This is a genomic window from Thermoanaerobacter brockii subsp. finnii Ako-1 (assembly GCF_000175295.2).
GTDB classification, from domain to species: domain Bacteria; phylum Bacillota; class Thermoanaerobacteria; order Thermoanaerobacterales; family Thermoanaerobacteraceae; genus Thermoanaerobacter; species Thermoanaerobacter pseudethanolicus.
The window spans coordinates 31,434-56,028 of sequence record NC_014964.1; the positions used below are offsets into that span (position 1 = coordinate 31,434).

The following is a 24,595-nucleotide window of genomic DNA, read 5'->3' on the forward strand; positions in this document are numbered from 1 at the left end:
GGGTGCGAACCAGTAAGTTTTACTTATGAATTCCATCCCGGAGCTAAGGTATAATGACCTTCGGGCGACCGTTAAATCATGTGGAGGGCTTATTTAAGCCAAAAGAGGGTGGCAACACGGCATTCCCGTCCCTTTATGGGACGGGAATTATTTTTAAGGGAGGTGTGGTAAAGTGTTAGACGTAAAGAGGATAAGAAATAATCCAGAGGCTGTAAGAATAGCTATAGAGCTTAAAGGAGAAAAAGCAGATATAGATAGGTTTTTAGAATTAGACGAAAAAAGAAGACAAATGCTAGTGGAGTTGGAAACATTAAAAAATCGTAGAAATGTGGAATCAGACAATATTGCAAAACTAAAAAGAGAAGGCAAAGATGCTAGCGATTTGATTGCTGAAATGAAAGAATTATCGGATAAGATTAAAGAAATGGAACAAGAGGTAAAAGAAGTAGAAGAAGAATTAGAGCGAATTTTATGGACAATCCCTAATATACCTCATGAGAGTGTTCCAATTGGCGATAGTGATGAAGATAATGTTGAAATAAGGAGATGGGGAGAACCGAGAAAATTTGACTTTGAACCAAAACCTCATTGGGAAATAGGACAAGAGTTGGATATTTTAGACTTTGAAGCTGCAGCGAGAGTAACAGGCTCAAGGTTTACTTTTTACAAGGGACTTGGAGCTCGTTTGGAAAGAGCGCTTATAAACTTCATGCTGGACTTACACATTGAAAAACATGGCTATACTGAAGTGTTTCCTCCCTTTATGGTACATAGAAGAAGCATGTTTGGCACAGGTCAACTTCCTAAGTTTGAAGAGGATGCTTTTAAAGTTTACGGCACAGACTATTTTTTGATACCTACAGCAGAAGTGCCTGTAACCAATATGTACAGAGATACAATAATAGATGGAGACAAGCTTCCAATATACCACTGTGCTTATAGCGCTTGTTTTAGACAAGAGGCAGGTTCTGCAGGGAGAGATACGAGAGGGCTTATAAGGCAGCACCAGTTTAATAAAGTTGAGCTTGTCAAATTTACAGAGCCAGACAAATCCTATGAAGAGTTAGAAAAAATGACTAGAGATGCTGAAGAAGTATTGCAGGCGTTAGGACTTCCTTACAGAGTAGTGGTCATATGCACAGGAGATTTAGGCTTTACTGCTTCTAAAAAATACGATATAGAAGTGTGGATGCCAAGCTATGGACGATATGTAGAGATATCTTCTTGTAGCAATTGTGAAGACTTTCAAGCAAGAAGAGCTAATATAAAGTATAGGCCTAAAGATGGTGGGAAGGCACAATATGTCCATACTTTAAATGGCTCTGGAGTTGCTGTAGGAAGAACTTTTGCTGCAATATTAGAAAATTATCAACAAGAAGATGGATCTGTTGTAATACCAGAAGTTTTAAGGCCCTACATGAAAGTAGATGTGATAAAGAAATAAATATATTGTTTTCCAATATTATACTATATAAGCATATTGACAATAAAGCTGGGGTATGATATACTTTATATCGTCCCAGCGGGGAGAGGTGTCCGAGTGGTTTAAGGAGCTGGTCTTGAAAACCAGTGACTCCTTCACGGAGCCGTGGGTTCGAATCCCACCCTCTCCGCCAGAAAGTTAATATTTTTTTATAAGCAACCAACGTGGAGAAGTACCCAAGATGGTGAAGGGGCGGTCCTGCTAAGACTGTAGGTCGGGGATAACCCGGCGCGAGGGTTCGAGTCCCTCCTTCTCCGCCATTTTATTATGTGGTTGCTCTATTTTATTATTTTTTATCTTTTCCAAGTATTACTGTTACATCTACATTTGCATCAGGTGAGATATCTTTTTCTACATTGGTTATAAAAGTGTTTTTGCAACTTTTTTAGCTTTTTCTTCATTTGCAAACCTGTTTAAAATGTGCTATTATATATGATAGACTTTTGCGCCCGTAGCTCAGTTGGATAGAGTGTCTGACTACGAATCAGAAGGCCGGGGGTTCGAATCCCTCCGGGCGCACCATTTTGAGAACCTTACAACCTCAATTTGCAAACATTTTGCAAACATCAAAAATTAACTCTCACCTTGTAGGTGAGAGTTGTTTTTTTAAGATAAATTTGACTCTAATTTTCTCAGTGCTTCTCTATCCATTTCTAAATCTACATGAGAGTAAAAATCTGCAGTAGTGCTTATCCGCCCGTGCCTTAATCTTTTAGAGATGATTTTTAAGTCAACTCCAGAGCGCAGCATGAGAGTTGCATGTGTGTGCCTCAGGTCATGAAATCTTATAACCGGTATATCAGACTGTTTCTTAAGAATTTTCCTGAATTTTTTTGTAACATAATCAGGTTCTTTAAATCTACCATCTTCCCAGACACTTATAAAACCTTCGTACTCAGTTATATATTTTTCGCCAAAAATCAGTTTGTTCTGCAGCTGTTTGTTTTTTTCTTGTTTTAAGATTTGAACTAAAAAGTCTGGAATAGATATAATTCCTTTACTTGTTTCTGTTTTTGGTTCTTTAAAGATGAACCGTCCGTCTATTCTCTGTGCTGTCCGCCGCACAGTTATTGTTTGATTTTTAAAGTCTATATCTTCCCACCTTAAACCGCATATTTCACCCAGCCTTAGACCTGTGTACAAAGCAATCATAACATGGATGTATATTGGAGTATCTTTAAAAATTTTCTTTGCTTTTTTTACATGTTCAAAATTCCACGTTACAAATTCCTTTTTGTCTTTTTTAGGTGCTTCTACCAATTCACACGGATTTTTAGCTATATACTGCCATTTAACTGCAAATTTCAAAACCTGATTAAGAAGCCTGTGTACATAGTTAATTGTTGTGTTAGAAAGCTGCTTTTCTTTTAATGAGTTATAGAATTTCTGAATTTCCACGGGTTTTAGCTTCTGGAGTTCTATATGACCTAAATTAGGTATTATGTAATTATCAATAAGAGATTTGTTTGAGACAAGAGTTTTTGGAGCCCACTTAGGTTCGCCGTATATTTTGAGCCATTCATTGATGAACTGCTGTAGGGTTATCTTTGAAGGCTCTATAAATTCGTTTTTTTCAATTTTAGCTATAATTTCTGCTAGCGCTTTTTCAGCCTCTTTTTTTGTTTTAAACCCGCTTATCCACTTCTGCTTTCTTTTCCCATTTTCATCTCTTCCTACATCTACAACAATTGAATATGTAGATCCCCTTTTTCTTATGTGTCCCCTCATAGTAATGCCTCCCTATAGATTTATTGTAAATTTACTATAAAATTGTTTTTTAAGCATTAAAGTTTAATTAATAGGTTCGTTGTAAAGCCTGTGCCCCAAAGATGAAATATCAATTTCATTGATTTGACTATTAGCTATATATTCGAAGTATTCGGAAAGAGCTTTTACTATATTTTCATCGCTTATAGTTATACATGATTCGTAATTTTTAAAAAATCCGGAAGACGTAAAATTTAAAGATCCCAAGAAGGCATATGAATCATCGATTATGTAAAGTTTGTAGTGTAAGAAAATACCATCATCATTTATAAATTTAACAAAGAAAGGGGTATAATACGTGTAGGTATATATTCTGGTAGAAATAATTTTTTTTCTTAGAAATAAAATTATGATTGCGAGTAAAAAATAAATTAATGGAGTCGAAGTAAAAAGATTAATATTTTTAGTACTTAAAAGAACAGCAGAAACTATAATATAGAGAACAAGTATAATAGCTATAGCCATTGTAAAATAATACAGGCTTTTTCGCTTATTTACAGAATCTTCGTCTACATGGCGCTTCTGTAAAATTATCTTTCTCAATAAGTTGGAATTCATAGGGTTATATAAATCACTAATTTTAAATGAAGAAATTAACTTTATATCTTTTACACTTTCTGTTTTTTCTAATAATAAGTCAATTAATTCCCCACTAAAATAAGGAGAAAAAATTTTTATTGACTTTTTTGCGTTTCTAATATAATTTTTTATCCTTTCGCCTGCATTTCTTCCAAGGTAAAGTGAACAACTTACATTGTCACTAATAAAAGGTTTAATATAATTTCCATTCATAGAACCTCCCCTTTTTTTCTACAAAGATTAGATCTTCACTAAATATCTAAACAGTTGTATCGATACTTTATCTGCTTCATCTTCCAATTCTAAATGCTCCATGTTAAGCCCTATAATGTATCCACAACGTGGCATGTCATTCAGTATATGCTGTATCTCATGGAGGAAAGTTTTAACCTGCGTCCCGTAGTTTATATTTCCGTTAAGGAGTAGATGATAGTTTCCTCTCCTGCTTACATATGTAAACCCCAGCACCGTTGAAGGTAAATTAAACACTATGTGAGTTCTTATACCAAATGCATTCATAACTTCATGAAAAGGAATTGTCTCATCTAATAAAGCTTTCATGAGAGAAGTGTTAAGTAAATTGATACTGCTCAATTAAATCATTCCCCCTTATCTTCTTCATCTTCTATAGCCTTTATTATTCGAATTATCTGTTTTATATCCTTAGGAGAAAGCTTCTTGGTCTGCTTAAATAAAAGCTTTAAATCCTCCCTTTCCTTTAATTCTCTCCAAAACTCTAGTAGTTCTGGATCATCAAAAACTGCTTCAGTGATTTCGTCAGCAGGATTATATATATTTGTCCTTCCAAGAAGATAATCGGTAGAAACATTAAAAAAATCAGCTATTTTTTGTAATATGTCCGGAGGAGGAGTTCGTTGACCGCTTTCATAATACCCTACTGCTCTGTCTGAAATACCTAAATATGAAGCCAATTCTTTCTGAGTTATTCCTTTTTTCTTTCTTAGTTCCTTTATTCTCTTACCTAACATATTCCTTTCACCACTTTCTTTTATCTGGATTTATTATAACATAAAGTTCGATTTTTGTATTTAAATGAACAAAAAGTTCTTGACATAGAACTAAATGTTCAGTATAATATAAGCAGACTCAGAACAGTAAGTTCATGCAGGAGGGTTACTAATGAATAAGCTGAAAGAGTTAAGAATAAAATACAAACTTACACAAAAAGAATTAGCAAAGAATCTTGGAGTAACTCCAGACTATATTTCTCAAATTGAACGTGGTAGGATTCCCGGTATGGAAACTGCAATCAAGATTGCGAATTTCTTTAACACCACTGTAGACGAAATTTTTTTAGCAAACAATCGAACTAAAAGTTCGCAACAATAACTTAGAATAAGTTTTTAAACGTAAGCATTATCTGTCCTTATTATACCCTTATTTCTTCCAATTTTACATAAGGAGGTAGAAAATCATGGACAACAGAATAACCATAAAATTTGAAGTTGACATTACGGACGTTATAACTCAAATCATCCAGCTTCTCAATAATGTAGAAAAGAATAAAGAAGAACAAAAGCCTTTATCCCTACTTGATGCTTATACAATAGATGAAGCGGCAAAAGTGCTGGGTGTAAGCAGAAGTTATATGTATGAGCTTGCAAAGCATAAAGACTTCCCCTCACTAAAAGTACACGGCAAGAAAATAATAATTCCTAAAAAAGGCTTAGAAGAATGGATGCAGAAGAAATTTGAAGAAGAAAAAGGCAGCAGTAAAGTAGTAGCAATAGGAGGAAGAAGATAATGTGGATTGAATTTAAGCCAATGAAGAATAAAGATTTGCTTATAAAACTGGCCGAAGCTCTTATGAAAATAGTTCCAATCAGAATAGAAAAAGCCGATGAAGGCTGGAAATTGATGATAAAAACCTAATATATAGGAGAACTATGCCCAAAATACGGAACAAAAAAGTTGCATAAGTTATTGGAGGGGTATTTTGTGGATGTAGAATTAGTAAGAAAATATTATTTTGAAGATAAATTAAAGATTGTGGAAATAGCAAAAATATTAGGAGTTAATAAATCTACAGTTTCAAGAGTTCCGGTGGATTTACCTAGGTCGGTTTATGTACATAAGAATGTTTTGAAACAGTTTAGAGTATAGTGCACTATAATATTAAAAATTTGCAGATTTAGGAGGACAATAAAATGTTAAATAAAATTAGTAATTCTATATGGGACTTTATGATAGCTTTAGTTTCAGTTGGACTTTTTATTTTATCTCATATAATATTTATTCTTGTCGATTACAAGGTGATAATTTCAAATTTATCTTTTATAAAAGGTACAGGATTCTTATTCATTGCATATATAACTATTTCCCTTATTGGAATTTTTACAATTGAACCTGTATCGGAAGCATTTTCTTGTTTGGTGCATAAAATTACTTTAAAAGAGATTGAAACAGTTAATATTACAGATTTTTTAGTATTTTCCGGTTTGTATTTTATAGTACCTTTTGTTATTTTCCTTATTATGAGATTTTTTTAATCTTTACCTCATAAACAGGTCGACGTCTCCATAAGGATTCCGGATGTTTTAGAATATATACAATTGATTGCCATAATGATAGATAAGCAAAAGGTTCTATATACAGGCGATCCCATTTTCTTTGTTTTATAGAAACATTGTATTGATTAGCATAGGTGAGTTTTTCAATTAAATTTTGGATTTTATCTATATATACTTCATGGGTTTTAAAAGTCACTGTCTTTACATTCTTGTTTTTCTGAGTTATTTTCATAATATTTTGTATTGCTAAATTAAAATCTTTGGCCATAATTTGGGAGAAAAATTGATTTTTATTTAAGAAAAGCGTTTTATTTCTTAGTTTATTGTATTTGGATATTTTACTCCTAAATTGTTTTTCATGTTTTTTGATACACAAAAAGGTTATTGGATGGATTGAGGCATTAATTTTATATGAATCTTTTCGGAATAGGCTTCTTTTCATTATAAAGGTTGTTGAAAGATGTATTCTGTTAAAATAAAAGATGGAAGTTATAAAAAATACTATTAAATAAATGCCCTGAATGAAAATGAGCAATACAATTGTAGTATAAAGGTTGTATTGAAAATAGCTTTTAAAAATGAAAAATAAAATTAAGTTGACGACCAAGTAGTTACTCCAATCAACCATCATATTTAATACTGCATAGAGTAAAATAACAAGAAACATTAATAAGGACCAAAAAATTTTAGAACTTTTTTCTTTCATGTCGTTTAGGTCTCCTTTCCATTTAATTTTATTTTATACGTATATATACATCGGCATATATTCTAAAAAATTAAAAATAATGGAAATTTACTATGTAAGAATTACCAAATTAGGACTTGAATTGTCCTTAAAAATATCATAGAATAAAAGCAAAAGCGTAGTGAAAGCAAAATGGACGGAGGCTTTCTTATGAATGAAGATAAAATCCTTTATTTATTAGAAAAAGTTTATACTGAGTTTAGCAATAAATTTGATGAATTTGCTAAAAGATTTGATGCAGTAGAAGAAAGAATATCAGGAGTAGAAGGCAAAATAACGGGAATAGAAGAAAAGATAAAAGTGGTAGAGGAAGAAGTGAAAAAATTAGGAATAAAGATAGATACTGAAATTACCGACAAAGTAAGAGCTTTATTTGATGATAGACAGCTTCTTCACGAAAAGATTGATGAGATAGACGAAAAAATTGATATGCTCCAGCTGGATGTAAATAACCTAACAGTTAAAACATTATATCACGACAACCGCATAAAAGAGTTAAGCAAAAAACTGGGCGTTTAATAAGCCCGGTTTTTTCTATTTTATTGAGTATTTTTATGGAAGGAGATGTTAAAACTTGCATACTCTTTATACTGCCGGTCTAGCAGCCGGTATTTTCTTTGGCATAGTTTTGGGGCTAATAATAGGTTTTATTTTAATAACTTCAAGAGAAAGTAGAAGGTGAATAAAAGGAGGCTGTCTTCATGTCAAATTTTACTGCCAGATTTGGTGAAGTTATCGTCAGAAGTGGAATTGCCAGCATCCCTGATGCTGTTTTTTCTTTCCAAAAAGAACTAGGGCTGTCTGTTGGGGAATGCTGGTTTGTAGCTCAGATACTTCGGTTTAAATGGACGACAGAACTGCCAAGGCCTTCACTAAGAAAAATGGCAGAGTACACCGGAGTTTCCGAGCGTACTCTGCACAATTACAAAAACTCTCTCATAGGAAAAGGGTATCTTCGTGTCATCAGTCGTACCAATGAACGCGGCGGACAAATAGCAAACTATTATGACTTCACAGGCCTTTTCGAAAAAATTATATCACTTCTTGAAGAGAAAGAGCAAGAGACAAACCCATTTGAGGATGCTGTTGAAGAAGAAATTCAAGAGGAGGCAACTGAAAAAATTTCAGACCCCCTCTGCAAAAATTTCAGTGCCCCACTGAAAAATTTTCAGTGCCCCTCTGAAAAAATAACAGAGCCCCCACTGAAAAAATTTCAGACGAAACAGAATAATAATAAAACAGAAAAATATAAAACAGAAGAATATATAAACAACAACCCGCCTAACGGCGGAACAAATTCCCAGCCTTCGGCTGGGGTTGTTGCTGAAATAAATAAACAGTACAAAAAAATCACAGGGAGAGATAAACTCTCCTTTTTTGCTTCCCTTTTAGAAGAGTACTCTGCTGAAAAAGTAATGAACGCTGTAGCTTATTTAGAGAAAGCAATGTCAAGGAATAAAATTGACAACCCGGAAGGCTTTATTGTTTCTGCACTTAAGGAAAATTGGGATACACATCCTTTTGAGCAGGAACAAAAGCTGAAGAAAGAGTTTGCTCCACCTAAGAACTATTTCAACAGCTATACCCAGAGGACTTATGATGTAGAAGAGCTGGAGAGGAAGCTGCTTGAACACAGTATGGGAAAATTTTTATCTAGTAATAACGAATCACTAGAAGATGAAAAAGTGTTATTTGACGATTCGTGATGTAATTTTAGAAGAACCTTTGTAAAAAATTCTCAGAAGGAGGTGAATGCTTACGAAAATCACAACGGAAGAATTTAAAAAGCTTTTAAAAAACAAGGAAAATGAAGACTTTGCAAAGTTTATAAAAACAGCATTGAAGTCTACAGCAAAAAGGGATAAAGTTGGAGATGCTTTTGAACTCGCAAATGAAATCTTAGAGGCTCTAAAAAAACACTTTGGTGAGGAGGCTAAATTTTTAAAAGGTGTATACATTTCAGCTCTAGTTCTGCTTTTACTCCCAGAGTACGAAGAGTATAAAGCCTTTGTAAAACAGCTAAAACATTAATGAGAAGAGGTGTTTTTGTGGAATTTGCACTTCTGGTATTAGATTATGACGGCTACTATAAGCTTGAAATTGCTGGAGGCTACTGTGACGGAAACTGCAGTGTGTGCAGAAAATGCACAAACAACAGAAACATTCTAACACTCATCAAAGAAGAAAATGCAGAGTTTTACCAGAAGTATGTTTTAGACCACCAGACAAGAACTGCTAAGCTGTGCAGAAGAACAGCAGAAGCTCTTTCTCTTGATGAAAGCGAAAAGAGAATTCTCATTCAATCTGCACTGCTGCATGATGTAGGAAAACTCTTAATACCTTTTGGCGCCCTTTCAAAAAATGGTATTCTATCACCCTTTGAAATGCGAATAATACAGCTTCACCCTTCAAAGGGTGCTGAGTGGCTTAGAGAAAGAGGCTTTTCTGAAGAAATTACTGCTGTTATTAAAGCTCATCATGAAAGAGTAGACGGCTCGGGCTACCCTTACGGGCTAAAAGGAGATGAGATACCTTATTTAGCAAAAGTTCTTTCTGTGTGTGATGCTTTTGAAGTGATGATAAGCGGAAGGCACTATAAACTATCTAATAGTATAAGTGAAGCTTTAGATGAGCTTAAAAGAGAAGCAGGTAAGCAGTTTGACGAAAAAGTAGTAATTGCTTTTGCTGAAATGTGGTATAATGAAGTAAAAGAAGAAAAGAAGGTGGTTGTATGAAGATAACAAAGAAAATAGAAATTCCAGCAGAAATACTTTTAAGCCTCAAGAAAAGCGAAGATGAGTTCATAACCGAATTAAAAAGGACAGCAGCAGTTAGGTATTACAAAGAAAAAAAGCTTTCTCTGGGTCAGTGTGCTGTCCTTGCTGAAATGAGCGAAGAAGAGTTTATAAAATACCTCTCAAATTTTGATGCAAGTATCTTTTCTTTCGATAACAAAGAAGAACTTCTGGAGGACATAAAAAATGCGTAAAGTTGTTGCTAATTCTACACCTTTAATAATTCTTTCAAATATTAGTAAAATTGAGATTTTGAAAAAGCTATATGAGACAATATATATACCTTCTGGTGTTTTCGAGGAAGTGAATTTTACTGGAAATTCTAAAAACTATGATTTCATAAAAGTAGTAAATATAAAAAACAAAGAAGCTAAGCAGTTTTTTCCTGTAAGTCTTCATAAAGGTGAAATAGAAGTAATGATTTTGGCAAAGGAAATTAATGCTGATTTATGTATAATAGATGATTACCTTGCAAGAAAACATGCAAAAAATCTAGGATTAACTGTGACAGGTACATTAGGGGTCTTAGTAAAAGCAAAAGAAAAAAATATTTTAAAAGAAGTAAAACCAGTGATGGATGAAATGTTAGAGAAAAAGTTTTATATCGATAAAAAGCTGTACAATGAAATCTTAGAAATTTGTGGAGAAAAGTAAATGCGCCGATTAAGGCGTTTTTTATTTTTGTAAAAAGTTCAAAGGAGGCGGTGTTCAAAATGTTTAAAATAGGGCTTGATTTGGGATATGGATATACCAAGGGGATAAATGAAACAGGAAGAATGGTCCTTTTTCCTTCCCTAGTTGGGAATGCATATCAGAGAAATCTAATAGGGCTGTTTGGTCAGAATCTGAACAACCTTATTGAAAATATGCACGTAGTTTTAAGAAATGGGAAAGAAGAGCAGGAGGAATATTTTATTGGTGATTTAGCAAGAAGAGAAGGGCGAAATGTAAGCTATGCCTTTGATGAGAATAAAATAAATCATCCTAACACAAAAGCGGTCCTAGCCAGTGCCTCAGCACTTCTATTTCCCTCAAATGATGAGCCTGTACACATTGTGTCAGGCCTTCCTTTAGAGCAGTACATCCATCAGAAAGACGAGCTTAGAGATATGCTTAAAAATTTCAAAGCAATTGTTGAGTTTAAAGGATACAACATCTTAAAGATAGTCAAATTCGACAGGGTAACAGTTTTCCCTCAAGCTGCAGGCGCAGTGTACTATGCCATAATGGACGATTTGCAGAAGTACCTCATAAAAGGAAGCTACATAGGGCTTATTGACATAGGCTACAGAACAACAGACTATATAGTTTTTGTTGTCGATGGGAAGCTGTCACTGAGAGAAGACCTTTCGGGTACTTTAGACATAGGCATGTCTCAGCTAAACAATGCTGCTGATAAATTATTTACTCAGAAGACCGGCTCTAAGCTTGATATACCCGAGCTCATTCAGCTTGTGAATGAAGGAAGCATATTTTACAGAGGAAAAGTTTTGAACTTTGAAAAAGAGCTGAATGAGGTAAAGCTTGAGATATCCCGTGTAATACAGGACAGAATAAAGGCTGTATGGGGAAGCAAGCTGGACTTCTTCAACACAATTTTCCTAGCGGGAGGTGGGGCAGTAAGCCTATTTGACAGCTTAAAGAACCTGTATGAAAACACAGTGCTGGTTAAAAATTCTCAGTTTGCCAATGCAAAAGGCTTTCTTAAAGTAGCCGAACTGGAGGAGAAAAAAGAGAGGGATAGGGAATGATAAAAGAAAGGGATCTGGATTACAAGGGCGCATGGGAATTAATGAAGCAGATGGTTGACTACTACACGGGAGAAAAGAAATATCTCACAAGGAGAGAAATAAAGTACATCATACAAGTGTGCGAAAATAAAGATAAGAATATTGTAAAAATTTTAAATGATATTGAAGGAGGAATATAACGATGATAAAAATAACTCTTCCTAAAAAGAAAAGCATGAAAGAAAAAGTTTATGAAATGTGGGATGAGCTGAAGCTTACCGGCCACATGCTTATAGATCAGAAGGATAAAAGCCATGTGGTTACGCTTGAACCTGAAAGAGAAATTTCTATAGAGCTTATTAAAAACAAACTCACAAAAGAAACCGTAGTTGAACAAGTTAAATCAACTTATGATAGCAAAGCTAAAGAAGATATGTTTACAGATGATAATTTAGAAGATATGGACGCTTAATCTTTTTCTTTTTTAAAAATGTATTACAAGTATAATAAAACAATGTTTATACTTTCTAAGCCTTATATTTCAAGCAAAGCAAAGGCTTATTTTTATTTTTGTATTACATCTACTTTTAATAGAATGTTTACACATTCAAATCGTTGAAAAAACTGCTTTTACAAAGCTTTATTTTTAATTTTGTATTACATCTTTAAGCAGTTAAAAATCGGGGTTGTAATACAAATTTACAATTTACCTCCTCTTCCCTACTCTTCTAACTGCTTTTGAAGGTGTAAACATAAATGGGAGTGAAGTAAATTGAAAGTCTACAGCTTCCGCACAAATAAAGAAGATAAGGACATTGAGGAGCTTCTTGAATCATTAAAGGAAGACAAAAGTCAATACATAAAGAATGCTCTGCGCTTCTACAGAGACTTCGGAGCCAAAATAGCAAAAATTGAAGCCACATTAGAAAAATTAGAGCACTCAGGGATACAAGCACAAATACCACCACAAACCTTAGAACATGAACAAGATGCTGGAAGTGAAACTTCCGATGATGAAAGAGTTCTCCTTGAAAGCCTAGAAGATATTTTGTCCCTTTAGATAAACTTACGGGAGGTGTAAAGATGAAGAAACTTTACTCTATTTTGGAACCTTATGACAGCTGGTGGAATGATGAAGGAGAAGAAAAAAATTTAGAGGCAAAAAAGGCTTTGCAGAATTTTTATAAGGAGTTAAAGAAATTAAAGCCTTCCAAAAAGTATGAGAAAAACATAACTCACTTCTCATATATTCCCTACCTCGTTAAAATAAAAAAAGCTCTTGACGAGAGAAAATATATGAGAGCATGTAACGAGATAATTTCACTAATGCATTATGAACCTTTCCTGCAGGGAAGAATTTACTACAACGTCCTTAAGCTTCTAGAAAAGGAGGTGGCACAGGATTCTGCTTAAAAATTTTTTTGAAAAGAAAGTAAAAAAGAAGGGTTTTCTAGACAGAGTGGACCAAGCTTATGAGTTTAAATATGCTCTTGAATTTACTCATCAGGTCTTAAAAAATGAAAAGACAAAAGAGGATAAGATTTTGATATTAGATTTTATGCTTGATGTGATTAGAGAAGATTTAAAATATGACTTTCTTACAGCTATTTTTTACAGGGAAGAATATTTTGAAAAAGGAGTAAGAATACCTCTGCCTTTTCCTTATTCCTATTATGACGAAACGGGAACAAAAAGGTCAATCTATGAAAATGTGGTAGGAATAAAAAAAGTGTACCTAGCCGAAGAATGCATTTTAGTCTTTCCGTGGCACAGAGGAAGGATAAGAGAAAGTATTAAAAACATAGGTAAAAATGAGTTTCAATACGATGAATTTAATCATAAAGCTTTCTATTTCTCCCCTGTAAATATTTGTTTTGTATATAACGGAATGCATTCTACAGCTGCGGGAATTGGGTTCAAAAAAGGTTATATTAAAGCTAATAACTATGATGTCACTAAACTCTTTCCTCATGTACACACTGATGGACTTTACTGGTATAACAGTCACAACAACCAAAAGTTAGAGGAGTTATTTGATTTTCGAATTGGTGTTATCTATGAAATCTCAAAGATAAAACACTATATCGAGAAGGATATTACTTAAAACCACCTTTGCATTATGCAAGGGTGTTTTTCTATGTGCGCCCGGCATGGGCGATAGCTAGGCGGTGAAAGTCCGCTGTGGGCTTGGTAGTGGGAACCACTAGCCAAGAGCAAGGGTGTCCATCGTGAGGTGGAATCTGAAGGAAGCTTAAGGCAAAATCTCGGTCTGATGAACAAGAACCAGATAAGAGGCTGAATTGGGATGGATGAGTTTGCGTAACAAAACGAAGTCCAACACTACCCGAATCCCATACAGTAAATCTGGCAGATATATGAGATGAAAGTTATCGTTCTTACCCGGGGAGGTCTCAAGGATAAGTCACTAAAGTGAACTCTGAAGTGACAACCCATACAGTGATGTATGGTTGAACCTTGAGAAGTCAGCAGAGGTCATAGTACTTATCTAGTCATGAATAGATAAGGAAGGGCCGAACGTTAGGAGGTTTTGGAAATCTTATGGACTCGAAAGATATGCAGAGACTGCAGACAACTCAACAAAGAGGCTATCCGTTGAATAGAGAAATGGAATTTCAAAAGACAACGGAAGTGCATAGTATATCATCGGCGTCAAAAGATAGAAGAAACGATGTACAAAGATATACCAGCAAGATGCTTGAAATGATAGTAGAACGAGGAAACATGAGAGCAGCATACAAGCGCGTTGTTGCAAATAAAGGAAGCCATGGAGTCGATGGGATGGAAGTAGATGAACTTCTACCGTATCTCAAAGAAAACTGGGCAACCATAAAACAACAACTGCTGGAGGGGAAATACAAACCACAACCAGTGCGAAGAGTAGAAATTTCCAAACCAGATGGAGGAGTAAGACTACTAGGAATACCTACAGCACTAGATAGGCTAATACAACAAGCAATAGCCCAAATACTAAATAGAGTCTACAACCATACATTTTCTGATAGCAGTTATGGATTTAGACCAGGACGCAGTGCAAAAGACGCAATAAAAGCCGCAGAAGCATATATAAATGAAGGATATACATGGGTTGTAGATATGGACTTAGAAAAGTTCTTTGACAGAGTAAACCACGACATAATAATGTCCAAACTAGAAAAGCGGATAGGAGACAAAAGAGTACTAAAGTTAATAAGAAGATACTTAGAATCAGGAGTAATGATAAACGGAATCAAAGTATCAACAGAAGAAGGAACACCCCAAGGAGGGCCATTAAGTCCCCTATTAGCAAACATAATGTTGGACGAACTAGACAAAGAACTTGAAAAGAGAGGACACAAATTCTGTCGGTACGCAGATGACTGCAACATATATGTAAAAAGCAGGTCTGCAGGAAACAGAGTAATGAAGAGCATAAAGAAATTCATAGAAAGCAAATTAAAACTAAAAGTCAACGAAGCAAAAAGTGCTGTAGATAGACCATGGAGAAGAAAATTTCTTGGATTTTCATTCTACACAAAAGAAAACGAAGTAAGAATAAGAATCCATGAAAAATCCATCAAAAGGTTTAAGGAAAAAGTAAGAGAAATAACCAATCGGAACAAGGGAATAAGCATGGAAAACAGAATAAAAAGACTAAATCAAATAACAACAGGATGGGTCAACTATTTTGGATTAGCAGACGCGAAAAGCATAATGAAAACCCTTGACGAATGGATAAGGCGAAGACTAAGGGCATGTATATGGAAACAATGGAAGAAGATAAAAACGAAGCATGATAACTTAGTAAAACTAGGAGTAGAAGAACAAAAAGCCTGGGAATACGCCAATACAAGGAAAGGCTACTGGAGAATATCCAATAGCCCAATCCTAAATAAGACTCTTACAAATAAATACTTTGAAAGCATAGGTTATAAGAGTTTATCCCAAAGATATCTAATTGTACACAATTCCTAATGAACCGCCGTATACCGAACGGTACGTACGGTGGTGTGAGAGGACGCTGAATAAAATAATTATTCAGCTCCTACTCGATTTTTCAAAACCTGCTGAGCTTTTATGCTTGTTTTTTATAATGCAGGATAAGGCGGTATGACCGCCGGTATGACACACGTCGGGCAGTGCCCGACGGATACGGAAATTGTAAGGTACGACAAATGGTACGACACTTAACATTTAAGTACGACATACGTCATACCCAAAACTAATATACCCTTATTTTTCAATACTTTTTTGGTCTGACAAAAGTATGACCTTTCAAGGGAGGTGGTGAATTAATGAAAAAAATCACTGTGAAAGTTTCAGACGAAATTTACAGCCTACTCTTGGACCTATCAGCTAGAAGGCAAGAAACAGTATCTTCTATAGTACGAAAGATACTTGAGAAAGGACTAACGCAGGAAGCAGCAGAAAGTGGCATAGATGCCGTCACCGAAGCAGTACGCAAAGCCATGCGGGATGTACTAAGACCTACAGAAGATAGATTAGCTAAGCTCATGGCTAAAGCAGCTGTTGCAGCAGCCACAGCAATGTACATGAATGTGCAAACTATAGCAGATTTAGGCAAACACAATGCTGTTGAAATTTACAATGAAGCAAGGGTTAAAGCAGCCGCTTATCTCAAAGAAAGAGATGATAATGAATGAGCTCTCCTTTTGTAATGAAGATAGCTTTTTATCCTCCAACAGCTAAAAACCAAGCAAGGAACAGTGCCCACGTTCAGTACATTGCAACAAGGCCGGGAGCAGACAAAGGAGAGCTCAGCATAGAAGATGAATTGGAGCCAGACACTCCTGAGTGGCACACAAAGTACATGCACGAAAGGCCTGGAAGCCACGGACTTTTCACTGCTGAGGAGGAAATACCTGACTTGGGAGAAGTTCAAAAGGAGCTTAAAAACCACAATGGCATTGTCTGGAGAATGGTTTTATCTTTGAAAGAAGATGATGCTGTAAGATTGGGCTACACAACAAGAGAGTCATGGGAAAAAGTATTAAGAGCGGCACTTCCTGAAGCTGCAGCAAAAATGGGTATTCCAGAATCAAACCTAAGATGGGCAGCTGCTTTTCATCAGACAAAAGGTCATCCTCATGTGCATGTAATACTATGGGAGAAAGAACCCAAGCGCACTAGAGGAGTGCTCTCACATGGCGAAAGAAAAGACATAAGAAAAATATTTATTCGTGAAATATACGCAAAAGAAAGGCTGGCACTTACAGCAGAAAAATCAGCAGTAAGGGACTTAATAAGGGATACAGCAAGAAGCGACATTGTGAATGTCTTAAGAAAAGTTGAAAGTGCGAGGGTAAAAGTGAGAGCATTAGACGGAGGAAAACCCGGCCTCCCCCCTCCTCTTGACCAAACTACAAGAGATGAGCTTTTAGAAAAGCTAAAAGAGCTATCAAAAATTATGCCTCAAAAAGGACGCATTGCTCTTGCATATATGCCTTCTGAAGTAAAAGAAAAAGCAAAGGAAATTACAGACTGGCTTTTAAAGCAGCCCGGCTTTTCTCAATCTGTTGAAAGATACAAAGACCTTGCCAAAGAGCTGGCCAGCCACTACACCACCAATCCAGAAGTTTTAGAAAAAGCGGCAGAAAAAGCATATGAAGACATACAGAAAAGAGTAGCTCAAATTGTATTAAAAGGCGCAGCAGCGCTTCAGAAAGATCCATCAAAGGTTATAAATACCGTATGGCGCTCAGCATGGAGAGCTCTAGAAAGAGAAAGATTAAGAGCAGAAGCAGAGGCAAGTATTGCAGCTCAAAAAGAAATGGAGAAGAAAAGAAGAATGGCAGAAAGAGGTGAAAGCCGTGAGATTTAGAATTATAGTAGCAGTTCTAATTCTCATGCTTGATTTTTTATTTGCGCCTTTTTTATTAATCTTTCCACTATATGCTAAAGATTACGGCTTTAAAGAAGGACTACCTAAGTGGGAGGCATATATAAAAGAGAGGCCTTTATCAGGAATATCTTTGCTTTTAAAAAAAGAGGATATAAAAACTACATGGCTGTGGCTACAGCCTGCTGTTTTTGCAGCTTTAATTTCTGTACTTTTTCCTATCTATGGAAGGAGAAAAAGAAAAACTGATGAGTTGGGTCTTCCTGAAGCTGCAGGACAAGGACAGCATGGAACTGCAAGGTGGAGAACAGAAAAAGAAATATCAAAAACTTTTACAGTATGGAATACAAACAACAACCCCCCGAAAGGGGGCTTTGTTGTAGGCTTTAATTCTTCTAATTCAAAGGCATGGCTTGATACAGGAGATACTCATGGATTAGTTATAGGTGCAACAAGAAGCGGTAAATCAAGAAGAATAATATTACCAACTATATGGACTCTTGCAAGGGCAGGAGAAAGTATGATTGTATCTGACCCTAAAGGAGAACTGCACAGTTACTCATTTAAATATTTAAAAGAACTTGGATATAAGGTCATACTAATAGATTTAAGAAATCCATACAGAGGGAATCAGTGGAATCCAGTTTTAGAGATAGCTACTAAACTTGAGATTGGTGATTATTCTACTGCAAGTCAGAATGCATGGGATATAGCAAACATAATAACAAATCAACAGCCACATATAGGGGTAGATCCTATATGGCCTCAGTCACAAGAAAGTCTTACTGCTGCTTTAATACTTGCTGTTGCTTCTTCTGCACCACATGAGGCAAAACATTTGGGAAGTGTTTATGAGATACTTCACCGATTAGGTGCAGATGGAGGAGAACTGCTGGATAAATATTTTCGCTCTGTTCCGAGAGAACACCCTGCAGCCTCAGCCTATGGAGTCGCAGCCTTATCAGAAGATAGATTAAGAAGCTCAATATTTACAGGAACAGCAGCACAGCTGAGGCTCTGGAGTGATCCTGCAGTTATATGGCTTACATCTGATCAAGACCATGAATTAGATGCAGTGGGGAAAGAAAAAGCAGCTGTGTTTATAGTCATCCCTGATGAAAGGAGCACACGAAACGTACTGGCTACACTTTATATTTCTCAAGCCTATCAAGCTTTAGTTGACCTTGCAAATAAGAACGGAGGAAGACTTGCGCAAAGAGTAAACTTTGTTTTGGACGAATTTGGAAATCTTCCTCCAATACCTGACTTTGATAAGAAAATCACTGTAGCAGCAGGACGAGGAATGAGGTTTTTGCTGGCTGTTCAGGATATATCACAGATTAAAGCGAAATACAGAGAATTAGCTCAAACAATTACAGGAAACTGTGCTGTCTGGGTGTATATACTAACGACAGATTTAGAAACAGCAAGGATAATAAGTGGAAAAACAGGACAATACACAATAAGAACTGAAAGCTATTCTTCTCAAGTTAAACACACTGACTACAGTCACGGCACAACAGAAGGCCTTACAGGAAGGCCTCTTTTACTTCCTGATGAAGTTTTAAGATGGCCTCAAGACAGAGCACTTATACTTCAGGCAAGGCAGAATCCTGCAATACTTCCACTGCCGGATTTGTCAATGTGGCCAGCTTCTAAGGATTTAATTCCTTCTGCTTTAGAAGAACTTAAAAAGGAGGTGATGTCAGTACCTGTATGGATACCTGAGATTGAATTTTTAGAAGAGGAGAAAAATGAAGAGATAGACAGAACTAATAAAAATTTATTATCAAAATTAAGATAAGGAGGAGATTTTATGCCAACATTAGTTACTGGTGCTTTTAAGCTTTTAAACGATGCTCTTACATGGATTTTATATCTCATTCCTGCTGCTTCAGGCGCAGCTATAGGCTATCACGCTTTGATGAAACAGATGAGTGATGGAGATCCTTCTGTTACTGCGGCTCACAACAGAGCTATAAGAAATGTTTTAATTGCTGGAGCAATAGGAATGAGTGCAGCATCACTTGTTAAAGTTGTTTTAGCTTATTTTAAATAAGAGGACGGATTTTAAACCGTCCTCTTAGGAGGTGATTTTTTTTGTTTAGTGCTATCACAAACATGATTTCAGATGCAGTTACAAACTTTTTTCAGAATTTGCTTGAAAGTTTAGTAAGTATGTTTACTTCATTTTTTGGCGATGAAATGGCAGTTGCTCTTAAAATACTCAATACTCCATATATCACAAATGGGATTAAATTAGCACAGATAATAGCAGGAACATTACTTGCTTTAAAGGTTGCGGCTGAGGCACTAAAGACATATATTCTATACAACTCAGGAGATTCTTCAGCACAGCCTTTAGAACTTGTCAAAAGAACTGCTTTTGCTGCTGCAATGGTTTCAACTTCGCCGTGGTTGGTTACAAAGGTATATACTTTTGGTGCAGATTTAGCAAAAGAAGTAGCAGCTTTGCCTGCTGTTAAGCTTGAAAATCCTGTTTTAAATATAGTTTCAGACATTTCGCAAATGTCAACTGCTTTACTGCTAATTCTTTTAGCAGTAATAGTGATATGGATTTTAATTTTAATTCAAACTGCAATAAGGGCTGTTGAAATTGCTTTTATAGCTGTTTCAGGTCCAATTATGGCAGTGGGACTTACACGGCCAGATGAAGGTGTGTGGTCTGTATGGTGGAGAGAGCTTGTTGTATTGTCACTATCTCAAGCGGTACAGACATTTATGATTAGAGGATTTTTATCTACAATTGCAAATATGTATTTTACGAGTGAGATTTTGAGTAAATTAATGCTTATAGGCTGGCTGTGGGTAGCTTTTAAAACTCCGTCTGTTTTAAGGCAATTTGCATATCACAGCGGAGTTGGAGGTGCAGTTGGACAGGCTGCACAGTCTGCAGGAAGTATGTATATAATGCGCAAGATGATAATGAAAGGGTGATGTAGTTGTATCAGGTACCCAAAAATATTTCTGCAAAGTTTGAGTTTTTTCCGGGATTTGGATGGAAAGAGCTCTTTTTTGTACTTATTGGACTTTCAATAGGTCTATTTGTTTATTTAATATTATCAATTTTTACGAAGTCTATCATAAGGTATTTGATAGTACTTATTTTAACAGGGCTTTCTTACTTTGCAGTTGTTCCCGGTCCAGATGGAAACAGCGTATTTAGTTTAATCAAATACTATCTTGTCATTTCTCAAATTAATTTAGCCCAAAACCGATAAAATTTTTCAGATTAAATAATCTTGTGATAAAATTAATGCTAAAGGAATTTGATAAATTTTTTTCAGATTCCTTTAGCATTAATTTTAATTGGAGAGGTTACTTATGCAAATAATTTTCCATGTTGATAACATTGAAGAATATTTACGAAAGGGCAAAGATTACAATTTCCCTGCCCCGCCAGATAGATGTCCTTATCCCGATTGCAAGTGTAGAGTAAAACTAAAAAAGCACGGGTTTTATTACCGTTACTATTTAGACGGATCCAACTGTATAAAAATAGCCATAAGAAGATATATATGTCCTGTGTGTAAAAGAACTCTTTCCTACCTTCCTGATTTCTGTCTTCCCCATTTTCAGTATTCTTTCAATATGATTGTAAAGTCTTTAAAAGAGACACTTACAAGAGAAAAAACTCTCAGTTCTTTCATAAGTGACTTAAAAAGAAACTTTCCCACCATACTATTTTCAAGACAGCATATATATTTTTACACCAAAAGGATAATGAATAATTTAAGTTTTATCATATACGGATTAAGGCAAATAGACCCTTACATAAAGTTATCTGAGACTGACTCACAAAGAGAGAGGGCCAGAGAGATTTTGGACATAATAAGCATTGTACCACTCTTCTCCCAACGGTTTTATGCTCATTGCCAAAAATCATTTCTGGCCTCTCTCACATAATTTTAGCATTAAATCCGAAAGATTTAAATAAAAATTTTGATTTTTTCTTAGCAACATAACTTTTTCCTTTAATGTCCCCCAGGTATGAGCTAAAATTACGATTAAGAAATCAAAAAAGTGAAGGGGGAACATATAAATGCTTGATGAAAAAGCGAGAGAAGCTATAGCATTAAAGAGATTTTCACTGATAAGTCCGGTGCTAAACGGACAGGTAAAAAATCAGAAAGAATATTTTGATGCTCTTTCCGATAAACCTATTGAGATACCTTATCTTGGAATGAGAAGATATACTCCCAAGACACTTAGAGGGTGGCTATATCAGTATTTAAGAGGCGGTATAGAAGCGTTAAAGCCGGGTTATCGAAGCGACAGAGGCAAATACAGAAAGATAGACTTTGAACTTTCAGAGAGAATAAAGCAAAAGAAGCTTGAACATCCTGAAATGCCAAACAAACTTCTTTATGAGACATTGATAGGAGAGGGAATAATATCACCGGATAAAGTATCCATTTCGACATTCTATAGGTTTTTGAAAAACATTCCTGTAAAATCTTTAGATAAAGAAAAAGAGGGTAAAACAAAGAGGTTTTCCCATGAATACATCAATGAACTGTGGCAAACTGATGTCATGTATGGGCCATATATTAAAGAAGGTAAAACAAAGAGACAAACGTATCTTATTGCATATATAGATGATGCTTCAAGGCTGTGTACCTATGCTCACTTTTACTATACCCAGAATTTTTTAGCTTTAAGAGACTCATTTAAAGAAGCAGTGCTAAGAAGGGGAATACCCAAAATGCTCTACACTGACAATGGAAAGATATATAGAAGCACTCAATTTGAATATATATGTGCATCATTAGGTACATCTCTTATTCATGCTGAGCCCTTTTCACCTCATTCAAAAGGGAAAATAGAAAGATTCTTTCATACGGTGAGAATGAGATTTTTAAGCACAATAGATCCTACATCCATAAAGAGTATAGATGAGCTCAATATGATGTTTTTTAAATGGCTGGAGGATGATTACAACCGAAAAGAACATAGCAGTATTGGCATGAGTCCTTTAGATTTTTTCATGTCTCAAATATCAAGGGTAAATATGTGTGGTGACATAGATATGTTGAATGAATGTTTTCTCATAAGAGTAAATCGTAAAGTAAACAAAGATGCCACACTTAAAGTGGAAAATATACTTTACGAAACAGAAGAAAAGTTTAAAGGTATGCGCTTAGAAGTCAGATATGACCCGCAGTGGCTTAAGGATAATACACCCCTTTTACTTTTTCATGAAGGCAAAAAAGTGGGGGAAGCGTATAAGGTAAATTTTCATGAGAATGCTAAAATTCCTGTAGAATATATCGAAGACAGAAAGGTTGTAAGCGAAAATGAAGATACTGTGGATTTTGCTGCAAAACCTAATCCCCCAGTAATATCCTTTAATGATATCATTGATTAAAAAAGAGGTGTTTACAATGTTTACCCAATATTTTGGAATGAAATTTAATCCATTTTCTAAAGAGATAAGTGTAAATGACCTTTATATAAGTGAAGACATTGCTGAATTAAATGCCAGGCTAAAATATTTACAAGAAACAAGGGGTATAGGACTTATCGTTGGGGAGGCGGGTTCAGGCAAATCTACCGCATTAAGAAGATATGCTGAAAGCCTCAACCGTTCTACATTTAAACCATGTTACTTTGCTCTATCTACACTCACAGTGAGAGAATTCTATCAAGCATTGGCTATGATTTTAGGCGAAACCCCCTCATACAAAAAAGTAACGCTCTTTCACCAGATACAAAGAGCGATAACAGAACTTTACTATAGCCAGAAGATAACTCCTGTCATAATATTAGATGAAATACAACTGGTTTCTAATGATGTTCTTGAAGATTTGAGAATAATATTTAACTTTAATATGGATTCTCAAAACCCGTATATACTGATACTTTCAGGACAACCACACATAAGAAACAAACTAGCCTTGAATGTAAACAGTGCACTAAGGCAAAGAATTTCTATAAAGTATGTAATGCAAGGGCTAAAAAAAGAAGAAATTCAAGATTATATAAAAACAAGAATGAAAATAGCTGGAGTGATGGATGATATATTTACACCATCGGCATATGAAGCAATATATTCTCTAACAAAAGGGCTGCCAAGGATAATAAATAACCTGGTAACGGCTTCTCTTCTCTATGCGTATTCTAAAAGGCTAAGAGAAATAGATGAAGAAGTAATATACCAGGCACAAAATGAAATCAGTTTATGAGAGTAGTAGCTTTCGCTACTCTCATTTTTTATTATACTTCAATTAACCCAAATTGCCAATAACAGATATTAACATATTTTGGCGGTTATGCTCTTAAAAAGTGAAAAAAATTTTTAATCAGGCTGTGATAATTTGAGAAAAAATACTTTTATGCACTTAAAAAATGCCATTATAATTTGAAAATCTTTGGAGATTTAATTTGAGAATTGACACTATCTAAATTGGACTAAAAAGCAAAAAAGATACCTTTATGTGCAGGGAGGCTAGATAAATTGATTGGTGTTTTTAAAAAAGAAAAGACTGTAAAAAAAGATAAGACAAAAATAGAAGAGCAGAAAAGAAAGGCTGTACAGGAATGGATTCCTGTAAAAGATGTTTTTGAAGATTTGATTTTATTAAAAGACGGCCGGTATGTATGTGTTTTAAAAGTTATGCCTTTAAATATAGAGTTAAAGAGTGAAAATGAGAAAAAGAGAATTATACAGGCAGTTCACGAGGCTTTAAACGGACTAAATGATACAATGCAGATATTATCTATTGGAAGACCTGTAGACCTTGATCAATATCTTAATTATCTTCAAGAAAAATCAAGAGAAGAAACAATGAGTGTTAAAAAGAGATTGCTTAATGAGTACTTAAAATACGTCGCTTCTATTGTTACAAGCGGTGAGGCAATAGAAAGACGTTTTTTTGTTATGCTCTCAGGTAAAGAAAAAGAAGAGTTAAAAGCAAAAACCCATGAGCTTTCTAATAACCTTGAAAAGTCTGGCTTAAAAGTAGAATTAGCAGTAGACCAGGACATAATAGACCTTCTTTTTAGCTTCAGTCATCCTTCTCAGGCTGCATTTGAAAGAGCACCAGCGTTTAATGGACCATACTTACCACCTATGTATTCTTAAGTG

The 24,595-nt window shown here is 35.2% G+C and carries 34 protein-coding genes, 3 tRNA genes and 1 other annotated feature (1 of these 38 running past the window's edge); of the genes, 32 read left to right on the top strand and 5 right to left on the bottom strand.

The features are described from left to right. Positions 1-136, top strand: a binding site (T-box leader) (it extends 55 nt beyond the left edge of the window). A 36-nt stretch (positions 137-172) separates the two neighbouring features. The 4 genes from serS to THEBR_RS00150 all read left to right on the top strand — a co-directional run bounded on the left by serS (position 173) and on the right by THEBR_RS00150 (position 2,005). Next, positions 173-1,444: a serine--tRNA ligase gene (serS, locus tag THEBR_RS00135; protein WP_009052033.1), complete on the top strand. Its 1,272-nt coding sequence runs from the start codon at positions 173-175 to the stop codon at positions 1,442-1,444. Positions 1,445-1,526: 82 nt separating this feature from the next. Next, a tRNA-Ser gene (locus THEBR_RS00140) sits at positions 1,527-1,616 on the top strand. Between the two features lie 33 nt (positions 1,617-1,649). Then, positions 1,650-1,743, top strand: a tRNA-Ser gene (locus THEBR_RS00145). 185 nt (positions 1,744-1,928) lie between these two features. Continuing rightward, a tRNA-Arg gene (locus THEBR_RS00150) sits at positions 1,929-2,005 on the top strand. Between the two features lie 84 nt (positions 2,006-2,089). Here THEBR_RS00150 and THEBR_RS00155 read toward each other — a convergent pair. From THEBR_RS00155 to THEBR_RS00170, 4 genes are all read right to left on the bottom strand, one after another. Beyond that, positions 2,090-3,211 carry a site-specific integrase gene (locus THEBR_RS00155; RefSeq protein ID WP_012268812.1) on the bottom strand — a complete coding sequence of 374 codons (1,122 nt, stop codon included), beginning with the start codon at positions 3,209-3,211 and terminating at the stop codon, positions 2,090-2,092. A 63-nt stretch (positions 3,212-3,274) separates the two neighbouring features. Next, positions 3,275-4,042 carry a phospholipase D family protein gene (locus tag THEBR_RS00160; protein WP_012268813.1) on the bottom strand — a complete coding sequence of 256 codons (768 nt, stop codon included), beginning with the start codon at positions 4,040-4,042 and terminating at the stop codon, positions 3,275-3,277. 27 nt (positions 4,043-4,069) lie between these two features. Further along, positions 4,070-4,423, bottom strand: coding sequence for a hypothetical protein (locus THEBR_RS00165; protein WP_013570755.1), 354 nt, complete (start codon positions 4,421-4,423; stop codon positions 4,070-4,072). Positions 4,424-4,428: 5 nt separating this feature from the next. Further along, on the bottom strand, positions 4,429-4,818 hold the full coding sequence (locus THEBR_RS00170) for a helix-turn-helix domain-containing protein (protein ID WP_012268814.1): 390 nt from the start codon (positions 4,816-4,818) through the stop codon (positions 4,429-4,431). A gap of 151 nt (positions 4,819-4,969) precedes the next feature. Between THEBR_RS00170 and THEBR_RS00175 the strand changes: the two genes are divergently transcribed. The 5 genes from THEBR_RS00175 (at position 4,970) to THEBR_RS00185 (ending at position 6,339) form a co-directional block, all read left to right on the top strand. Continuing rightward, complete coding sequence (locus tag THEBR_RS00175) at positions 4,970-5,179, top strand: helix-turn-helix transcriptional regulator (protein ID WP_012268815.1); 210 nt, start codon at positions 4,970-4,972, stop codon at positions 5,177-5,179. Positions 5,180-5,264: 85 nt separating this feature from the next. After that, positions 5,265-5,594 (top strand): helix-turn-helix domain-containing protein, encoded by a 330-nt coding sequence (locus THEBR_RS00180; protein WP_012268816.1) that lies wholly within the window; start codon positions 5,265-5,267, stop codon positions 5,592-5,594. Next, complete coding sequence (locus THEBR_RS12570; RefSeq protein ID WP_013570756.1) at positions 5,594-5,722, top strand: hypothetical protein; 129 nt, start codon at positions 5,594-5,596, stop codon at positions 5,720-5,722. Before THEBR_RS00180 ends, THEBR_RS12570 begins: the two co-directional genes overlap by 1 nt. Before the next feature lie 66 nt (positions 5,723-5,788). After that, complete coding sequence (locus tag THEBR_RS12195; RefSeq protein ID WP_012268817.1) at positions 5,789-5,953, top strand: hypothetical protein; 165 nt, start codon at positions 5,789-5,791, stop codon at positions 5,951-5,953. A 44-nt stretch (positions 5,954-5,997) separates the two neighbouring features. Next, positions 5,998-6,339, top strand: a complete 342-nt coding sequence (locus THEBR_RS00185; protein ID WP_012268818.1) for a hypothetical protein — start codon at positions 5,998-6,000, stop codon at positions 6,337-6,339. Here THEBR_RS00185 and THEBR_RS00190 read toward each other — a convergent pair. Continuing rightward, positions 6,323-7,066, bottom strand: a complete 744-nt coding sequence (locus tag THEBR_RS00190) for a hypothetical protein (protein WP_012268819.1) — start codon at positions 7,064-7,066, stop codon at positions 6,323-6,325. The two genes, THEBR_RS00185 and THEBR_RS00190, sit on opposite strands and share 17 nt — an antisense overlap. Positions 7,067-7,255: 189 nt before the next feature. On the opposite strand from THEBR_RS00190, the gene THEBR_RS00195 reads away from it, so the two are divergent. From THEBR_RS00195 to THEBR_RS00305, 23 genes are all read left to right on the top strand, one after another. After that, a complete protein-coding gene (locus THEBR_RS00195) occupies positions 7,256-7,624 on the top strand; it encodes a hypothetical protein (protein WP_012268820.1) in 369 nt (122 codons plus the stop codon). 182 nt (positions 7,625-7,806) lie between these two features. After that, positions 7,807-8,811 carry a helix-turn-helix domain-containing protein gene (locus tag THEBR_RS00200; RefSeq protein WP_012268821.1) on the top strand — a complete coding sequence of 335 codons (1,005 nt, stop codon included), beginning with the start codon at positions 7,807-7,809 and terminating at the stop codon, positions 8,809-8,811. Between the two features lie 46 nt (positions 8,812-8,857). Next, complete coding sequence (locus THEBR_RS00205) at positions 8,858-9,136, top strand: hypothetical protein (RefSeq protein ID WP_012268822.1); 279 nt, start codon at positions 8,858-8,860, stop codon at positions 9,134-9,136. Positions 9,137-9,153: 17 nt separating this feature from the next. Next, positions 9,154-9,840: an HD-GYP domain-containing protein gene (locus THEBR_RS00210; protein WP_012268823.1), complete on the top strand. Its 687-nt coding sequence runs from the start codon at positions 9,154-9,156 to the stop codon at positions 9,838-9,840. Further along, positions 9,837-10,094 (top strand): UPF0175 family protein, encoded by a 258-nt coding sequence (locus tag THEBR_RS00215; RefSeq protein ID WP_012268824.1) that lies wholly within the window; start codon positions 9,837-9,839, stop codon positions 10,092-10,094. Before THEBR_RS00210 ends, THEBR_RS00215 begins: the two co-directional genes overlap by 4 nt. Continuing rightward, entirely contained in the window at positions 10,087-10,554 is a 468-nt protein-coding gene (locus THEBR_RS00220; protein WP_012268825.1) for a PIN domain-containing protein, read from the top strand. The genes THEBR_RS00215 and THEBR_RS00220 overlap by 8 nt, the downstream gene beginning before the upstream one ends. A 59-nt stretch (positions 10,555-10,613) precedes the next feature. After that, the gene (locus THEBR_RS00225; RefSeq protein WP_012268826.1) at positions 10,614-11,651 is read left to right on the top strand and encodes a ParM/StbA family protein; all 1,038 of its coding nucleotides are present in this window, start codon (positions 10,614-10,616) and stop codon (positions 11,649-11,651) included. Further along, positions 11,648-11,830: a hypothetical protein gene (locus THEBR_RS00230; protein WP_013570758.1), complete on the top strand. Its 183-nt coding sequence runs from the start codon at positions 11,648-11,650 to the stop codon at positions 11,828-11,830. The genes THEBR_RS00225 and THEBR_RS00230 overlap by 4 nt, the downstream gene beginning before the upstream one ends. Positions 11,831-11,832: 2 nt before the next feature. Then, complete coding sequence (locus THEBR_RS00235) at positions 11,833-12,102, top strand: hypothetical protein (RefSeq protein WP_012268827.1); 270 nt, start codon at positions 11,833-11,835, stop codon at positions 12,100-12,102. Between the two features lie 300 nt (positions 12,103-12,402). Continuing rightward, the gene (locus THEBR_RS00240; RefSeq protein WP_012268828.1) at positions 12,403-12,690 is read left to right on the top strand and encodes a hypothetical protein; all 288 of its coding nucleotides are present in this window, start codon (positions 12,403-12,405) and stop codon (positions 12,688-12,690) included. Between the two features lie 23 nt (positions 12,691-12,713). Next, positions 12,714-13,043, top strand: a complete 330-nt coding sequence (locus tag THEBR_RS00245) for a hypothetical protein (RefSeq protein WP_012268829.1) — start codon at positions 12,714-12,716, stop codon at positions 13,041-13,043. A gap of 46 nt (positions 13,044-13,089) precedes the next feature. Next, on the top strand, positions 13,090-13,734 hold the full coding sequence (locus tag THEBR_RS00250; RefSeq protein WP_012268830.1) for a DUF6710 family protein: 645 nt from the start codon (positions 13,090-13,092) through the stop codon (positions 13,732-13,734). A 455-nt stretch (positions 13,735-14,189) separates the two neighbouring features. Then, on the top strand, positions 14,190-15,602 hold the full coding sequence (ltrA, locus tag THEBR_RS00255; RefSeq protein ID WP_012268831.1) for a group II intron reverse transcriptase/maturase: 1,413 nt from the start codon (positions 14,190-14,192) through the stop codon (positions 15,600-15,602). Between the two features lie 320 nt (positions 15,603-15,922). Continuing rightward, complete coding sequence (locus THEBR_RS00260; protein ID WP_012268832.1) at positions 15,923-16,291, top strand: hypothetical protein; 369 nt, start codon at positions 15,923-15,925, stop codon at positions 16,289-16,291. Continuing rightward, positions 16,288-17,469, top strand: a complete 1,182-nt coding sequence (gene mobP3, locus THEBR_RS00265) for a MobP3 family relaxase (RefSeq protein WP_013570759.1) — start codon at positions 16,288-16,290, stop codon at positions 17,467-17,469. Before THEBR_RS00260 ends, mobP3 begins: the two co-directional genes overlap by 4 nt. Then, positions 17,459-19,291, top strand: coding sequence for a VirD4-like conjugal transfer protein, CD1115 family (locus tag THEBR_RS00270; protein WP_012268834.1), 1,833 nt, complete (start codon positions 17,459-17,461; stop codon positions 19,289-19,291). Before mobP3 ends, THEBR_RS00270 begins: the two co-directional genes overlap by 11 nt. 12 nt (positions 19,292-19,303) lie before the next feature. Next, the gene (locus THEBR_RS00275; protein WP_012268835.1) at positions 19,304-19,546 is read left to right on the top strand and encodes a hypothetical protein; all 243 of its coding nucleotides are present in this window, start codon (positions 19,304-19,306) and stop codon (positions 19,544-19,546) included. A 41-nt stretch (positions 19,547-19,587) separates the two neighbouring features. Beyond that, complete coding sequence (locus THEBR_RS00280) at positions 19,588-20,445, top strand: conjugal transfer protein TrbL family protein (protein WP_012268836.1); 858 nt, start codon at positions 19,588-19,590, stop codon at positions 20,443-20,445. A 5-nt stretch (positions 20,446-20,450) separates the two neighbouring features. Then, entirely contained in the window at positions 20,451-20,729 is a 279-nt protein-coding gene (locus tag THEBR_RS00285) for a PrgI family mobile element protein (RefSeq protein WP_012268837.1), read from the top strand. A gap of 103 nt (positions 20,730-20,832) precedes the next feature. Next, the gene (locus tag THEBR_RS00290; protein WP_013570760.1) at positions 20,833-21,414 is read left to right on the top strand and encodes a DUF6431 domain-containing protein; all 582 of its coding nucleotides are present in this window, start codon (positions 20,833-20,835) and stop codon (positions 21,412-21,414) included. A 136-nt stretch (positions 21,415-21,550) separates the two neighbouring features. Continuing rightward, on the top strand, positions 21,551-22,876 hold the full coding sequence (locus THEBR_RS00295) for an IS481 family transposase (RefSeq protein WP_012268839.1): 1,326 nt from the start codon (positions 21,551-21,553) through the stop codon (positions 22,874-22,876). A gap of 16 nt (positions 22,877-22,892) precedes the next feature. After that, entirely contained in the window at positions 22,893-23,693 is an 801-nt protein-coding gene (locus THEBR_RS00300) for an ExeA family protein (protein WP_012268840.1), read from the top strand. Positions 23,694-23,965: 272 nt separating this feature from the next. Further along, positions 23,966-24,592, top strand: a complete 627-nt coding sequence (locus tag THEBR_RS00305; protein ID WP_012268841.1) for a TraC-like domain-containing protein — start codon at positions 23,966-23,968, stop codon at positions 24,590-24,592. Positions 24,593-24,595 lie beyond the last annotated feature (3 nt).